General features: G+C 64.0%; 17 protein-coding genes and 2 pseudogenes. 12 read left to right on the top strand and 7 right to left on the bottom strand.

Annotated elements, in window-relative coordinates; all coding sequences use genetic code 11:
* The first annotated feature begins 131 nt into the window (after window positions 1–131).
* Window positions 132–1,112, top strand: coding sequence for a cysteine synthase A (gene cysK / locus EJ076_RS04535; RefSeq protein WP_109667634.1), 981 nt, complete (start codon window positions 132–134; stop codon window positions 1,110–1,112).
* Window positions 1,113–1,243: 131 nt separating this feature from the next.
* Window positions 1,244–1,870 carry a glutathione S-transferase family protein gene (locus EJ076_RS04530; RefSeq protein WP_126067049.1) on the top strand — a complete coding sequence of 209 codons (627 nt, stop codon included), beginning with the start codon at window positions 1,244–1,246 and terminating at the stop codon, window positions 1,868–1,870.
* A gap of 21 nt (window positions 1,871–1,891) precedes the next feature.
* On the opposite strand, the gene EJ076_RS04525 is transcribed toward EJ076_RS04530, so the two are convergent.
* The 3 genes from EJ076_RS04525 to EJ076_RS04515 form a co-directional block, all read right to left on the bottom strand.
* The gene (locus EJ076_RS04525) at window positions 1,892–3,136 is read right to left on the bottom strand and encodes an RNA polymerase sigma factor (RefSeq protein WP_126070961.1); all 1,245 of its coding nucleotides are present in this window, start codon (window positions 3,134–3,136) and stop codon (window positions 1,892–1,894) included.
* The gene (locus EJ076_RS04520; RefSeq protein WP_056585399.1) at window positions 3,136–3,489 is read right to left on the bottom strand and encodes a YciI family protein; all 354 of its coding nucleotides are present in this window, start codon (window positions 3,487–3,489) and stop codon (window positions 3,136–3,138) included. Before EJ076_RS04520 ends, EJ076_RS04525 begins: the two co-directional genes overlap by 1 nt.
* 116 nt (window positions 3,490–3,605) lie before the next feature.
* Window positions 3,606–3,974 (bottom strand): YciI family protein, encoded by a 369-nt coding sequence (locus EJ076_RS04515; RefSeq protein WP_109667638.1) that lies wholly within the window; start codon window positions 3,972–3,974, stop codon window positions 3,606–3,608.
* A 257-nt stretch (window positions 3,975–4,231) separates the two neighbouring features.
* Here EJ076_RS04515 and EJ076_RS04510 point away from each other — a divergent pair.
* Window positions 4,232–4,420, top strand: a pseudogene (locus EJ076_RS04510) (C4-dicarboxylate ABC transporter); the annotation flags it as partial.
* On the opposite strand, the pseudogene EJ076_RS35665 reads toward EJ076_RS04510, so the two are convergent.
* A pseudogene (locus tag EJ076_RS35665) lies at window positions 4,419–4,580 on the bottom strand (DCC1-like thiol-disulfide oxidoreductase family protein); the annotation flags it as partial. The pseudogenes EJ076_RS04510 and EJ076_RS35665 sit on opposite strands and share 2 nt — an antisense overlap.
* A 180-nt stretch (window positions 4,581–4,760) precedes the next feature.
* Window positions 4,761–4,907 (bottom strand): hypothetical protein, encoded by a 147-nt coding sequence (locus tag EJ076_RS04500; RefSeq protein WP_082525385.1) that lies wholly within the window; start codon window positions 4,905–4,907, stop codon window positions 4,761–4,763.
* A gap of 377 nt (window positions 4,908–5,284) precedes the next feature.
* Here EJ076_RS04500 and EJ076_RS04495 point away from each other — a divergent pair, with 377 nt between their 5' ends.
* A complete protein-coding gene (locus EJ076_RS04495) occupies window positions 5,285–6,154 on the top strand; it encodes a Ku protein (RefSeq protein WP_109667639.1) in 870 nt (289 codons plus the stop codon).
* A gap of 12 nt (window positions 6,155–6,166) precedes the next feature.
* Window positions 6,167–8,674 (top strand): DNA ligase D, encoded by a 2,508-nt coding sequence (gene ligD, locus EJ076_RS04490; RefSeq protein WP_126067048.1) that lies wholly within the window; start codon window positions 6,167–6,169, stop codon window positions 8,672–8,674.
* 204 nt (window positions 8,675–8,878) lie between these two features.
* Here ligD and EJ076_RS04480 read toward each other — a convergent pair whose 3' ends face one another.
* Entirely contained in the window at window positions 8,879–9,553 is a 675-nt protein-coding gene (locus tag EJ076_RS04480) for a winged helix-turn-helix domain-containing protein (protein WP_126067047.1), read from the bottom strand.
* A 68-nt stretch (window positions 9,554–9,621) separates the two neighbouring features.
* On the opposite strand from EJ076_RS04480, the gene EJ076_RS04475 reads away from it, so the two are divergent.
* The 3 genes from EJ076_RS04475 (at window position 9,622) to EJ076_RS04465 (ending at window position 10,597) form a co-directional block, all read left to right on the top strand.
* On the top strand, window positions 9,622–9,837 hold the full coding sequence (locus EJ076_RS04475) for a DUF1127 domain-containing protein (RefSeq protein ID WP_126067046.1): 216 nt from the start codon (window positions 9,622–9,624) through the stop codon (window positions 9,835–9,837).
* Between the two features lie 86 nt (window positions 9,838–9,923).
* Window positions 9,924–10,256, top strand: coding sequence for an NIPSNAP family protein (locus EJ076_RS04470; protein WP_126067045.1), 333 nt, complete (start codon window positions 9,924–9,926; stop codon window positions 10,254–10,256).
* Window positions 10,253–10,597 (top strand): antibiotic biosynthesis monooxygenase, encoded by a 345-nt coding sequence (locus EJ076_RS04465; RefSeq protein WP_126067044.1) that lies wholly within the window; start codon window positions 10,253–10,255, stop codon window positions 10,595–10,597. Before EJ076_RS04470 ends, EJ076_RS04465 begins: the two co-directional genes overlap by 4 nt.
* Before the next feature lie 159 nt (window positions 10,598–10,756).
* Here EJ076_RS04465 and mbfA read toward each other — a convergent pair whose 3' ends face one another.
* Window positions 10,757–11,740 (bottom strand): iron exporter MbfA, encoded by a 984-nt coding sequence (gene mbfA / locus EJ076_RS04460; protein WP_109667652.1) that lies wholly within the window; start codon window positions 11,738–11,740, stop codon window positions 10,757–10,759.
* Window positions 11,741–11,916: 176 nt separating this feature from the next.
* Here mbfA and EJ076_RS04455 point away from each other — a divergent pair, with 176 nt between their 5' ends.
* From EJ076_RS04455 to EJ076_RS04440, 4 genes are all read left to right on the top strand, one after another.
* On the top strand, window positions 11,917–12,240 hold the full coding sequence (locus EJ076_RS04455) for a hypothetical protein (RefSeq protein WP_056585424.1): 324 nt from the start codon (window positions 11,917–11,919) through the stop codon (window positions 12,238–12,240).
* A gap of 179 nt (window positions 12,241–12,419) precedes the next feature.
* Window positions 12,420–13,397, top strand: a complete 978-nt coding sequence (locus EJ076_RS04450) for a threonine/serine dehydratase (protein ID WP_126067043.1) — start codon at window positions 12,420–12,422, stop codon at window positions 13,395–13,397.
* A gap of 47 nt (window positions 13,398–13,444) precedes the next feature.
* Entirely contained in the window at window positions 13,445–13,825 is a 381-nt protein-coding gene (locus tag EJ076_RS04445; RefSeq protein WP_126067042.1) for a nuclear transport factor 2 family protein, read from the top strand.
* Between the two features lie 18 nt (window positions 13,826–13,843).
* Window positions 13,844–14,443, top strand: a complete 600-nt coding sequence (locus EJ076_RS04440) for a DNA-3-methyladenine glycosylase (protein WP_126067041.1) — start codon at window positions 13,844–13,846, stop codon at window positions 14,441–14,443.

Below are 14,443 nucleotides of genomic sequence, written 5' to 3'. Positions count from 1 at the left end.
TTTCCGCGGCGGAGACGTTTTCGACACAGGCCCCACTCGGATATTTTCGGCCGACAGCTTATGTTGCGCGGCTGAAAGCCCTATCTTGCCGGCTGCAATTCCACTTGCCTGAAATTCTGGGAGCGAAACCAATGAACAAGCCCGTCACATCAGCCCGCGTGCCCGGTCGCGGCCGCGTCTACGATTCCATCACCGACACGATCGGCGACACGCCGCTGGTGCGGCTCGACAAGTTCGCCAAGGAAAAGGGCATCGTCGCCAATCTTATTGCCAAGCTCGAATTCTTCAATCCGATCGCTTCGGTCAAGGACCGTATCGGCGTGGCGATGATCGAGGCGCTGGAGGCGTCCGGCAAGATTTCTCCCGGCAAGACCACGCTGATCGAACCGACGTCCGGCAACACCGGCATCGCGCTGGCCTTCGCCGCTGCCGCCAAGGGCTACAAGCTGATCCTGACGATGCCGGAAACGATGTCGATCGAACGCAGGAAAATGCTGGCGCTGCTCGGCGCCGAGCTGGTGCTGACCGAGGGTCCGAAAGGCATGAAGGGCGCCATCGCCAAGGCCGACGAACTGGCAGCGACGATCCCCAATGCGATCATCCCGCAGCAGTTCGAGAATCCGGCCAACCCGGAAATCCACCGCACGACGACGGCCGAGGAGATCTGGAACGACACGCATGGCGAGGTCGATATCTTCGTCGCCGGCATCGGCACCGGCGGCACCATCACCGGTGTCGGCCAGGTGCTGAAGAAGCGCAAGCCTTCGGTGCATGTCGTCGCAGTCGAGCCGGAATCCTCACCGGTGCTGTCGGGCGGCCAGCCCGGCCCGCACAAGATCCAGGGCATCGGCGCCGGCTTCGCGCCCAAGATCCTCGACACGACGATCTATGACGAGATCGTCAAGGTCTCGAACGAGGATTCGGTCGCCAATGCCCGCCTCGTCGCCCGCCTCGAAGGCGTGCCGGTCGGCATCTCGTCGGGCGCCGCCCTGCAGGCGGCCATCGTCGTCGGCTCGCGGCCGGAGAACAAGGGCAAGAACCTTGTGGTGATCATCCCATCCTTCGCCGAGCGCTATCTGTCGACGATCCTGTTCGAGGGGTTGGGCTCGTAGTCCGAGGCTTCTTCGTGACCAAGCTGGCCCGCTGAAAAACCGTCCGTGGCCGCCATCAGCGGCTTGAGCGCGACACCGCTTCCGGTTCATATCGCTCCCGGCTTGCTTAGCGCGGGCCGGGGGAGGATTCCATGTACAAGCTCTACACCCGCCCAGGCAGCGGCGGCTTCGTCGTCGAGGCTGCGCTGGCGCTGGCGAACGTACCGTTCGAGCAGATCGACGTACCGAAGACGGACCGGCCAGATCCGGCCTTCCTGGGCATCAGTCCGTTGAACCAGGTTCCGGTGCTGACCTTGCCGGACGGAAGCTCGATGACCGAATCGGCGGCGATCTGCATCCTGCTTGCCGAGCGTCACCCCAATGCCGGCCTGGCGCCGGCTGTCGACGCGCCTGCCCGTGCCGACTTCCTGCGCTGGATGACCTTCATGTCGTCGGTGCTCTATCCGGCGGTGCTTCGTTGCTACTACGCGTATCGATACACGGCCGATCCCGACGGCACCAAGGCGGTCAAGCAGGCAGCCGTCGCCGAGATGGACCGAGGCTTTGCCGTTCTGGATGCCGCTCTCCAAGGCCGTGACTGGCTGGTCGGCGACCAGCTGTCACTGGCCGACATTTACCTCGTCATGCTGGTGGCCTGGCATCCCGACGTCGACAGCGCGCGGACGGCATGGCCGAACATTGAACGCCTGTGGTCGAAACTGCGCGACAACCCGCTGATGAAGACGCTCAACACATCGCATGAGATGTGGCCAGGCTGAACGGACGGCCGGTGGCGCGGCTCAATTTCTGAGCACCGCCCGTTTTCCTTGCAGGAAGCGGCGCACCGCCGGGTCGCGTTCAAGGCCGATCGCCCGATCATAGGCCTCGGTTGCCTGTGGCACCTGACCGAGCCTGGCCAGCAGGCCGGCGCGGGCTGCCCAATAGGGCTGATAGTCATCAAGCCGCTTGTCGTCGCCCAGCACGTAAAGGGCCGCCAATCCGGCCACGGCGCCCTCGGCCTCGGCAATCGCCACCGCGCGGTTGATCGCCACCACCGGCGATCCTGCGATCGAAAGCAGCGCGTCGTAGAGCTCGCGGATCGCCGCCCAGTCGGTGCGGCCGGTCAGCCGTCGTGCTGCATGTGCGGACTGCACGGCCGCCTCAAGCTGGTAGCGGCCCATGACGCCCATGGTGGCGGCGCGGCCGAGCAACGCTTCCGCCTCATCGACCAAAGCGCGATCCCAGAGCGTATAGTCCTGCTCAGCAAGCGGCACGTAATCCCCGGCCGCATCGCGCCGTGCGGCGCGGCGCGCCTCGGCAAACAGCATCAGCGACAACAGGCCAAGCGCCTCGGGCTCTTCCGGCAACAGCGAAGCCACCAGCCGGCCGAGCCAAATGCCTTCGGTCGCCAGATTGCGGCGCTGCGTCTCGGTGCCCGCCGGGTCGGACCAGCCTTCGGCGAAGGCGGCGTAGATCGCTTCCAGCACCGCATCCAGCCGTTCGCTGAGTTCAGCCCGCTCCGGCACGCGGAACGGAATGCCGGTCTCACGGATGCGGGTCTTGGCGCGCACCAGGCGCTGGCTCATCGTTGCCGGCGAGACCAGGAAGGCAGAGGCGATCGTCGCGGCGTCGAACCCCAGCACGGTCTGCAGGATGAGCGGCGAACGCACGCTCGATTCGATCGCCGGATGGGCGCAGGCGAACATCAGCCGCAGCCGTTCGTCGGGCAGGTCTTCGTCGGTCATGTGCGCCTCCGCCTCCTCGGCAATCAGCTTGAGATGCTCACGGCCGGCCTCGCTGGTCAGCCGCCGCCGCACCGCATCGACGCGGCGCCGCCTTGCCACCGCCAGCAGCCAGGCTTCCGGTTTCCTGGGTACGCCGGTTTGAGGCCATCGCTCCAGTGCGGCGGCGAAAGCATCGGCCAGCGCATCCTCGGCGCCGGCCACGTCGCGCGTGCGCGCCGCGAGCCAGGCGACCAGCTTGCCGTAGCTTTGCCTGGCGGCGACTTCCGCCGCCGCCCGCGCGATCTCCAGGCCATTCTCCATCACATGGTCTGTTCCCAGATCGGCCGCAGCTCGACCGTGCCGGCGCTGGCGGCGGGGCAGCGCGCTGCCCAGGCGATAGCGGCATCGGCGTCCTCAGCCTCGATCATGTAGAAACCGGCGAGCTGCTCCTTGGTGTCGGCGTAGGGGCCGTCGAGCACGTTGGTCTTGCCGTTGGCCATCCGCACCGAAGTGGCGGCCTGGGTCGGCTTCAACCGGTCGCCGGCCAGCCAGGCGCCGGATTTCTTCAACGCCTCGGTATAGGCGCCATAGGCTGCGCTGATCTCGTAGGTCTTATCGGTCGGCGCGGCCGCCATCGCGGCTTCGTTGACGTAGATCAAAAGCATGTATCGCATGGTCTTCTCCCGTTTTCTCGAAGGCCGCTTCGTTGCTGGCCGACCCTATGTCGCGTGGCCTGGACCGATTTCGACAGGCGCCGCGAAAAACATTCGGCGTCGTTGGGGCGTTTCGGTCATTTCTCGGACAGGTACTCGGTCATTTCCCAGATCGGGCGCACCTCGACCGTGCCGGTGCTGGCTGCCGGACAGCGTCCACCCCATTCGATGGCCGTGTCGATGTCGGTCGCCTCGATCATGTAGAAGCCGGCAAGTTGCTCCTTGGTGTCGGCATAGGGGCCATCGAGCACGTTGGTGTTGCCGTTGGCCATCCGCACCGAGGCAGCCGCCTGGGTCGGGCGCAGCCGGTCGCCGGCCAGCCATGCGCCGGATTTCTTCAACGCTTCGGTATAGGCGCCATAGGCCGCGAGGACCTGCTCGGTCTTGTCGCGCGGCGCATTCGCCGTCGCGGCCTCGTCATTGTAGATCAAAAGCATGTATCGCATGGTCTTCTCCCGTTTTGTCGAACGGCCGCTCCGTGCGGGCCGACCCTATGTCGTGCGGTCTCGGCCGATTTCGACAGGCGCTGGAAAAATCTTTCGGCCTTGGTCGTGTCATGCGCAAGCCGGCGCCCACCGCGGCAGCACTCAGCCGTTCGTCTAATGGGTGCAATTGCGGGTTGGCATTTGCCGTCTGCCGTCTAAACTCGCCCCGCCCGCGCCGAGGAGGGCGGCGGCGCAGACATTTCAGGGAGGAAATCACCATGTTCCATTTCAGGACGAAATTCATTGCAGCCGGCGCGGTGGCGGTCTCGCTTGGCCTGGGCGCTATTTCAGCCAAGGCGCAGGAATTCATCAATGTGCTGACCGGCGGCACGTCCGGTGTCTATTATCCGCTCGGCGTGGCGCTGTCGGAAATCTACGGCAAGGGCATCGAAGGCGCCCGCACCCAAAGCGGAAGCGGCTTTTGCGATCGAGCCTGACCACCATGCGCACGAAGCCGGAGCACAACACACAGACGCCATCGAAGACGATCAGCGGCTGGCGTGCATCGAAGGATGTTTCGGAGGGACAGCTTGACTTGCGACGGCTTGACTGGGGAAGGTCGGTCACGCGGGCCTCGGCTGCTTGTGCCCTTAGGACACTAAGCCAGCCAGAGACGGTATCAAAGCCGTGGCGATGTCGCACGCCGCCTGTCGGCGAGAGCGGGACGCTCGGCGCGATAGGTGGTGGCGCGGGTAGAGGCGGCCGGCCTGCAGATCCGGCTGTCGTGGCGATTTTCGAAAGCCATGATCAGTGCGCGCTCACGCCGAGCGAGTTGCCGCGACGGGCGCAGGCCGGGCCGGGGCCACGCATGTAATAGCGCTCGGGCCGATAGGTCGGCGCGACGAATTCGCGGATGGCGGCGGCATAGCCGATGAGGTGCGCGAGGAAGTTCATTTACCTTGTCCCTGTCCCGATTTTCGGATGTCCCTTCCGAATTGCGGTCATCATAGCGTCGAGGCGTGAATAGTCGGTGAACGTGATGTTAATATCTGGTCGAAAATGCCTTGCTTCGTGGCTGGAATGCGGCTGATTCGGGGTCTTTCCGTGCAGTTGGTCGGCATTCCGCCCAATGTGACTTTTCCATCACATATGTTTCGTTTGAATGTCGCCTGCGTGCGGTTCTGTTTCAACTTTGGCTGCCTCAGTGAAATTTCCGTGCGGGCAGCCAGAACGCCTCGGGCGCGCTTGGCATCCAGATCGGCGCGGGAGCGCGGAACTGGAGCGGGCTCTGTCCGTTCTCACCTTCATCTGGTTTTGGAAGGGAAGATATCATGGCGCCGCGTCCAGCCTGGAAGGGCTATCTGAAGCTGTCGCTGGTCACCTGTGCCGTCGAGCTGACCAATGTCGTCACCCACACCGAGAAGGTCTCGTTCCGGGTGCTGAACCGCAAGACCGGCAACACGGTGAAACGCATCTATGTCGATTCCGAAACCGGCAAGCCGCTCGGCGACGACGACGAGATCAAGGGTTACGAAGTCAGCGACGGCGATTTCGTCCATATCGAGGAAGACGAGATCGAGGCGGTGCAGATCGAATCCTCGCACACGATGGCGCTCGACGGTTTCGTCGACAAAGCCTCGATCCAGCAGATCTACCTCGACACGCCCTATTATGTCGCGCCGGCCGACAAGGTGTCGGAGGAGGCGTTCGCCGTCATCCGTGATGCGATGGCGGGCAAGAAGATGGCCGGACTGGCGCGCATCGTGCTCTATCAACGCGAGCGCCCGGTGGTCATCGAACCGCTCGGCAAAGGCATGGTGCTGACGACGCTGCGTTACGACAACACGGTGCGCCAGCCGGACACCGTGTTTGGCGACATCAAGGCGGTAAAGACCGATCAGGAGATGACCGATCTGGCCGAGCTGATCATCGACAGGAAGAAGGCCAAGTTCGATCCCTCGAAATTCGATGACAAATACGAGGACGCACTGCTGGAGCTGATCCGCGCCAAGAAGGCTGGCAAGAAGGCGCCCACGGCCAAGGCAGCGCCCAAACCCTCCAATGTCGTCAATCTGTTCGACGCGCTGAAGAAGAGCCTGTCGTCGGATGGCAGCTCGACGAAGGCTTCTTCCGCGAAAGCCAAACTGGCGGTGAAGCGCGCCAAACCGAAAGCCAGCGCGCCCAAACGCAAATCGGCCTGAGGACAAGAAGCGATGGCCAGCCTCGAACAGTATCACTCCAAGCGCGATTTCAAGAAGACCGCCGAGCCAGCCGGCAAGGTCGCCCGTACCAAGAAGGGCGAGGCGGGCGGCATCTTCGTCATACACAAGCACGCGGCGACAAGGCTGCATTACGACCTGCGGCTGGAACATGACGGCGTGCTGTGGAGCTGGGCGGTGACGCGCGGCCCGAGTCTCGACCCGCATGAGAAGCGGCTGGCCGTGCATGTCGAGGATCACCCGATCGACTATGCGCCGTTCGAAGGCACCATCCCCAAGGGCGAATATGGCGGCGGTTCGGTCATCGTCTGGGACGAGGGCACCTGGGTTCCCGAGATCGACCCGGCCAAGGCGATGAAGAAAGGCCATATCAGCTTCGAGCTGCACGGCCACAAACTGCACGGATTGTGGCATCTAGTCAGGCTGAAACCCCGCGCGGCTGAAAAGCGCGACAACTGGCTGCTGATCAAGTCGGACGATGCGGCGGCACGCCCGGGTGAGGACATCCTCAAGGAAGCGCCGGAATCGGTGAAGTCCGGCTTGACCATCGAGGAGGTCGGCGAGGGCAAGGCCGCGAGAGGCCAGAAGCCAGAAGTCTGGCATTCCAACAAGCCGGCTGCCGGCAAGGGGAAGCCCGGCAAGCGCCTCGACTTTGTCGAGCCGCAGTTGGCTACGCTGGAGCGCGAAGCCCCGCCGGGCAAGGACTGGCTGCACGAGGTGAAGTTCGACGGTTATCGCATGCAGGCGCAGATCGCCGGCACCGAGGTGCGGCTGCTGACCCGCACCGGCCTCGACTGGACGGAGAAATTCGGCGGCGAGATCGTCGCGGAGCTCGCCGGCCTGAAATGCAGCGACGCCATCATCGATGGCGAGATCGTCGTGCTGGCCGACAGTGGTGTTTCGTCCTTCGCGCTGCTGCAGCAGGACCTGTCCGCGAAGCGGACGGATCGCTTCATCTACTACGTCTTCGATCTGATGCACCTCGACGGGAAGGATCTGCGCCGCGAACCATTGGTCGAGCGCAAGCAGGTGTTGCAGGACTTGCTCGGCAAGCAACCGGAGAATGCGGCAGTCCGTTTCAGCGACCATTTCGCCGAGCCCGGCAAGATCATGCTGGAGCATGCCTGCCGCATGGGGCTGGAAGGCGTCGTCTCCAAGCGCGCTGATGCCCCCTATCGCAGCGGCCGCGGTCCCACCTGGGTGAAATCGAAATGCACGGCGCGGCAGGAATTCGTCATCGGCGGCTATCTGCCGTCGGAGAAGACCGGGCGCGGACTGCGCTCGCTGCTGGTCGGCTACCACGAGGGAGGCAAGCTGCATTATGCCGGGCGTGTCGGCACCGGCTTCTCCGCCAAGGGTGCAACCGATTTGAAGACAAAGCTCGATGCGCTGAAGGCAAAGTCGTCGCCCTTCGATGCGGCGGTGCCGAAGGGCAAGGGCCTGGTCTGGGTCAAGCCTGAACTTGTCGGCGAAGTGGAGTTCCGCAGTTGGACATCGGACCGTATAATACGCCACGCCTCGTTCCAGGGATTGCGCGAGGACAAGCCGGCGGAGGAAGTCGTGCAGGAAAAGCCCAAAGCGTCGACGGCAGCGACAGGCAAGGCGAAGCCGACGACCAGCAGCACCGTCAAACCTGCCGGGTCGATGACGACCACGGTAAAGCTTTCCCACCCCGACAAGCTGCTATGGCCGGACGAAAAAATATCCAAGCAAGGCCTGCTTGACCACTACGCGTCGGTATGGTCGCGCATGGAACAGTTCGTCGTCAACCGGCCACTCAGCCTGGTGCGCGCGCCGGACGGAGTCGGCGGACCGCGCTTCTTCCAGAAACATGCCTCGGCCGGCATGAGCGACAAGATCGCCCGCATGAAGGACCCGACGGACGGCGAGGAAATCCTGTTCATCCGGGATTTCGATGGCGTTGCGGCACTCGTCCAATACGGCGTCGTCGAAATCCACATCTGGGGCTGCACCATCGACAAGCTTGAACAGCCCGACCAGATCATCTTCGATCTCGATCCCGACGAAGGCGTCGACGTGAAAGCGGTGCGCGAGGCGGCACTCGACATCAGAGGTAAGCTCGACGAGCTGTCGCTGTCGAATTTCGTCAAGACGTCGGGCGGCAAGGGCTACCATGTGCTGGTGCCTCTGAAGCCATCGGCGGATTGGGACGCGGTGAAGACCTTCGCCCATGATTTCGCCAAGGCGCTCGAACAGGGCGCCCCGGACCGCTACACGGCAACGCTGTCGAAGAAGGCGCGCACCGGAAAGATCTTCGTCGACTATCTGCGCAATGGCAGGGGCTCGACGACGGTCGCGCCCTATTCGTCGCGCGCCAAGAAGGGCGCCACGGTGTCGATGCCGGTGACCTGGGCCGAGATCGAGGCCGGGCTGGCGCCGAACGCCTTCCCGATCGGCGACCAGACGACGCTGGCGAAGTTGGCGCTAGCCGATCCGTGGAAGGATTTTTTCAAGGTAGGGAAGGTGTTGAAGCGGGGGTAGTTCGCGCAATTTGCCAGCGCAGCGATCCTTCGCGCCCCCCTCTGGCCTGCCGGCCATCTCCCCCACGAGTGGGGAGATTGGCAGCTTCGGCGCTTCGCACCCTTTGCACGTAAGAGATTGGCGAAAGCCGGCGTGACGCCTGACCTCCCCCCGTGTGGGGGAGATGGCCGGCAGGCCAGAGGGGGGCGCTGTCCCGCCAACCCCTCAGTCCAAAAACACCCGCTCAAACGCCTGCTTGCCCGGCGGTGAGAAAATGACCGCGCGGCTGTCCTTTTCGCGGCGCGCCCATTTCTCGGCAAGGATCTTGTCGAGGATGGCGGCGCCCAGCGTGCCGGCGAGGTGCGAGCGCCTCACGCTCCAGTCGAGGCAGGCGCGGCACACCGGCCGGCGCGGCCTGGTGTAGACATCGATGCCGATGGCAGCGAAATGCGAAGCCGCCGATGGCCCGAGCCTGATCTCCTTGTCGTCGCGGACCAACACGTTTTTGGCGACGAGACGATCGAGCATCGCCACCGCCTGCTCGCCCGCAAGGTGGTCGTAGCAGACGCGCGCCACGCGCATGGCGCCGTCGCGCGGGCCCGGCCGGACGCGCTTTGGGCCAACGGCTTCCGCGACACCGGTGATGGCTTCGATCATGCCCGCCACCTGCGGCCCGGCGAGGCCGTAGTAGCGATGGCGGCCCTGGCTCGCCACCGTGAGCAGCCCGCCCTCCATCAATTTGCCCAGATGCGAGCTGGCGGTCGGCAGCGAGACGCCGGCCTCGAGCGCCAGTTCGCTCGCCGTCAGCGCCGTGCCGCCCATCAGGGCATTCAGCATGTTTGCCCGTGCCGGATCGCCAACCAGGCTGGCAATGCGGGCGATGTCGGGTCCTTCACGCATAGTTCGTTCCTCATCGAAGCATTCTTGTCAGATAACCACTATTCTCCGATCAGATCAAGGAGACGACGATGACCGCACGAACCGCTTTCCCCTCGGCCCCGCTCGCCAGCCGCCAATCGTTCCCGTTCGTCACCTGGTTGCGTTCCCGGCTGCTGGCCCGCTGGTATGACCGTCATTTGCAGCGTCTCGACCTCGCCGAGATCGACGATCATCTGCTGCGCGACCTTGGCCTGACGCCAGAAGACGTGCGCCGCGAATGCACGAAGTCCTTCTGGCAGGCATGACCGCCAAGGGAATTGCCTAGCAGACCAGGCGGCACGACGTTTCGACGCCGCTCGAACCATCGACGCGGAAACCCAAGGAGACCACAATGACCATCACCTGCTTCATCCGCTACGAGATCGACCCGTTCGGCAAAGCGGCCTTCGAGGAATACGCCCGCAACTGGGGCCAGTCCATTCCACGTTGCGGCGCCGATCTGATCGGCTACTACGCGCCGCATGAGGGCTCGGCGACGACCGCCTATGCCGCTTATAACATCGACAGCCTGGCGGCCTATGAAGCTTATCGCGCCCGGCTTGCCGCCGATCCCGCCGGCAAGGCAAACTACGAATTCGCCCGCCGCGAAAGATTCATCCTGAAGGAGGACCGCATGTTCCTGAAACACGTCTCGGGACCGCATGCAAAGCTGGTGCTGCCGTGATTGCCGTCATCTTCGAGGTCGAGCCGGCGGCGGGCAGGCGCGACGCCTATCTGGGCATCGCCGCCGACTTGCGTCCGCTGCTTGACGGCATCGACGGCTTTGTCTCCATCGAACGCTTCCAGAGTCTGGTCGATCCGAACCGCATCCTGTCCTTGTCGTTCTGGCGCGACGAGGAGGCGGTGAAGGCCTGGCGCAACACCGAGGAACACCGGCAGGCGCAGAAGGCCGGCCGTGGCGGTATCTTTGCCGGCTACCGTCTGCGGATTGCGCATGTGGTGAGGGATTATGGGCTGACCGAGAGGGACGAGGCGCCTGGGGATAGTCGGGCGGTGAATGGGTGAACGGGCAACCCGCGTGGCGCCAGCCCCCTCATCCGGCCGCTTCGCGGCCACCTTCTCCCCGGCGGGGAGAAGAGGTTGGCGCGGCGCTGGAAAGCTCCTCTCCCCTCGGGGAGAGGTCAGCCGAGCGAAGCGGAGGCTGGGTGAGGGGGCGCTTTGCGCTTACGCATTCCCGATCAGCACGCCGGCCGCGAACACCAGGGCGCCGCCCAGCACCACCTGGAAGGCGGCACGCAGGAAGGGCGTCTGCATGTAGCGGTTCTGGACGAAGGCAATCGCCCACAGTTCGAAGAACACCACAACCGCAGCGACGGCCGTCGCCGTCCAGAAATGCGGGATGAGATAGGGCAATGCGTGGCCAAGGCCACCCGCCGACGTCATGACGCCGGTGGTGATGCCGCGTTTTATCGGCGAGCCACGGCCCGATAGCTTGCCGTCGTCGGAAGCCACTTCAGTGAAGCCCATGGAGATGCCGGCGCCGATCGAGGCGGCAAGCCCAACCAGAAAGGTCTGCCAGGTGTCATGCGTGGCAAACGCCGCAGCGAAGATCGGCGCCAGCGTCGACACAGAGCCGTCCATCAATCCGGCAAGCCCCGGCTGCACATAGGTGAGGATGAACTGGCGCTGCTCGGCGGCGGCCTCTTCGTCCTTCACTTCGCCCGGTACGTGCTTTTGCTCCAGGCGCTGCGCCAGCGTTTCGTGCCCCTGCTCGGCCAGCGCCAGATCGTCGAGCAGCTTTCTGGTCGAGGCATCCGTGGTGCGCTTGGCCGCCTCGACGTAGAACAGATAGGCCTGCCGCTCCATCGCCTCGGCCTGGCTGCGCACGTGCTCGATGCCGAGCGGTCTCACCAGCCAGTCGGGCTTGCGCTCGTAATACCCCTTCACATGCTCGCGCCGGATCAGCGGAATACGTTCGCCGAACCGACTGCGGAAGAGCTCGATCAGCGCATCGCGATGGCCATCCTCTTCCTCGGCCATCTCCTCGAACACTTTTGCCGATTGCGGGAAGGTGTCTGCCAGTCCGTCGGCATAGGCCCGGTAGATGCGTCCGTCATCCTCCTCGGACGAAATGGCCAGCGCCAGGATCTCCTGTTCGGTAAGCGATTCGAAGGGACGGCGGCCGAAGCCGAAAACACGGGAAAGCATGAGGAATTCACCCTAGTTTAGAATAATTCTAAAGTAGGGTTTTGAACGCCTTTGGTCAATTGCGCGCTTGGGTCGCGGTCAAGAATTGTTGAAGCCCCGCGCCCGCGGCGACCCTTCATTATCAGTGAATGTTCACCTATATAACCGAACTCAAGCCAAGAACAAGGAGCCATGAGATGACGGCAAAACAGCCTCCGCACCCCTATGATCCAAAGCCCGTTCTCGACCTCATCGCCAGCATCGAGGCCGACCTGCAGCGCCTGAAAGGCCTGGTCGAACAACAGGTCGAGAAATTCGACCCCGCCAATCCGCACAACAAGGCGCCGGACGGCAAACTGACCGAGGAAGGCGTCGAGTGCTGCTACCGCATGTTCGACGAGGGCAAGTCGCGCTATTCGGTTGCCCAGCAGATGAAGATCTCCTTTGCCGCCGCCAGCCACCGGTTCAACAACTGGCGCAAGCTGGGTGGGACCAAGAGGCAGAGGACGCTGCTTGGCTAAAATTGGGTGGCCAATTTGCCGATCTCGGCGCCGCCCCTCATCGCCCGGCAGGCAGGTGAGGGGCAGCGCTGCCCGTCGGTCATGACCCGCCAAACTTTGTAACGGTCACATTTTTTCATTGGTGCTCCAACTGCCTTTGCGGGCATCATGAAGGCAACATGTTTTCCGCAGGACCCGCCATGACCACCGCTCCCGGCATCGCCGACATCCACGCCGCCGCTGCCCGGCTTGCCGGCCTGATCGTCGAAACCCCCTTGATCGAATCGCAGGAGCTGAACAAGCGCTTCGGCGGCCGGATCCTGTTCAAGCCGGAGACGCTGCAGCGTACCGGCTCGTTCAAGTTCCGTGGCGCCTACAACAAGCTGTCGTCGCTCCGTGAGGAAGAACGCAGCCGAGGCGTCGTTGCCTTCTCGTCGGGCAATCATGCGCAGGGCGTCGCCGCTTCGGCCGCGATGTTCGGCGTCAAGGCGGTCATCGCCATGCCGGCCGACGCGCCGGCGATGAAGATCGCCAATGTCCGCAAGATGGGCGCGGAGGTGGTGCCGTTCGACCGTTTTCGCGACGACCGCATGACCGTGGTGCGCCCTTATATCGAAAGGGGCATGGTGCTGGTGCCGCCCTTCGACGACCCGGCCATCATCGCTGGACAGGGTACGATCGGCCTCGAATTGATGCGCCAGGCAAAAGCGCTTGGTGTCAGCCTCGACGCGGTCGTCATTCCCTGCGGCGGCGGCGGCCTGACCAGCGGCATCTCAGTTGCGGTCAAAGACGCCTCGCCCGACACCGCGGTCTGGGCAGTGGAGCCCGAGCATTTCGACGACACCCGCCGTTCGCTCATCGAAGGCGCAAGGGTGTCGAACGAGCCCGGCCACGCTTCGATCTGCGACGCGATCCTGACCGCCGAGCCCGGCCTGATCACCTTCGAGATCAACCGCAGGAACCTTGCCGGTGGCATCGCGGTCTCAGACAAGGCAACCGCGCAGGCGATGCGCGACGCCATGGCCTATCTCAAACTCGTGGTCGAGCCCGGCGGCTGCGTGGCGCTGGCGGCACTGTCATCGGGTGAGATCGAACTATCCGGCAAATGCGTTGCCGTGGTGCTCTCCGGCGGCAATGTCGATTTCGGCACCTATGCCGAGATCATGGCGGCGGCGTAGGTAGCGAAAGGCCCGGTCACGACGGCGATGTCCGAGGGAGATCCGGCATGGAAGACTTGGAGATTCGGGCGGCTCTGGATCGCCACTGGGCTGCTTCCGACGCTGATGACCTCGAGGCGGAGCACCAGATCTACCGGGAGGACGCGGTGCTCGACTATCCGCAGTCTGGCGAGCGCATAAGCGGGCGGCAAAACATCCAGTCGTCGCGCGCCGCGCAGCCCAATCAAAAGCGCTTCACGGTGCGGCGGATCGTTGGCGGGGGCGATCTCTGGGTCACTGAATTTGTCCTCGCCTATGACGGGCGACCGTCCTACACCGTGAGCATCATGGAGTTCCTCGATGGCAAGGTCGCCCGCGAGACCCAGTATTTCGCCGATCCGTTCGAGCCGGGACCTTCGCGCGCGCAATGGGTCGAGCCGATGCCGTGAAACCTGGCCGCGCTGAGCATGACCATCCGCCGCCCGCTCGTGCGCTCGGAACTGCCTGATGATACGGCATCCCTTGCCCGCACCCTCATTGGCAAACTCGTGGTGCGCGAGCTGCCCGAAGGCGTCGCCAGCGGCCGCATCGTCGAGACGGAGGCCTATGTCGTCGGCGATGCCGCCGGGCACGGTTACCGGGGTATGACCTCGCGCAACCGTTCGCTGTTTCTCGGGCCCGGGCACGCCTATGTCTATCTCGCCTACGGCGTCTCCTACATGCTCAACGTCTCGAGCGAGATGCCAGGGATCGGAACCGGTGTGCTGATCCGGGCGCTCGAGCCGCTCGAAGGCATTGCCATCATGCGGCTCAATCGAGGCATCGAGCGCATGCGCGACCTAGCGCGAGGACCGGGAAGGCTCGCCCAGGCGTTGCGTATCGATCGTTCGCTCGACGGGATCGATCTTTGCCGCGAAGGCCCGCTATGGCTGGCAATTGATGATCATCCGGCCGGTGACATCGGGCAGGGCATCCGGATCGGCATTGCGAAGGACGCGGATCGCCCGCTACGCTTCTATGTCCGAGGAAGTCCGTTCGTTAGCGGTACGAGATCACTCAACCCGTGA

Source organism: Mesorhizobium sp. M7D.F.Ca.US.005.01.1.1 (genome assembly GCF_003952545.1).
Classification (GTDB): Bacteria; Pseudomonadota; Alphaproteobacteria; order Rhizobiales; family Rhizobiaceae; genus Mesorhizobium; species Mesorhizobium loti.
This window is presented reverse-complemented; position numbering and strand designations above follow the sequence as displayed.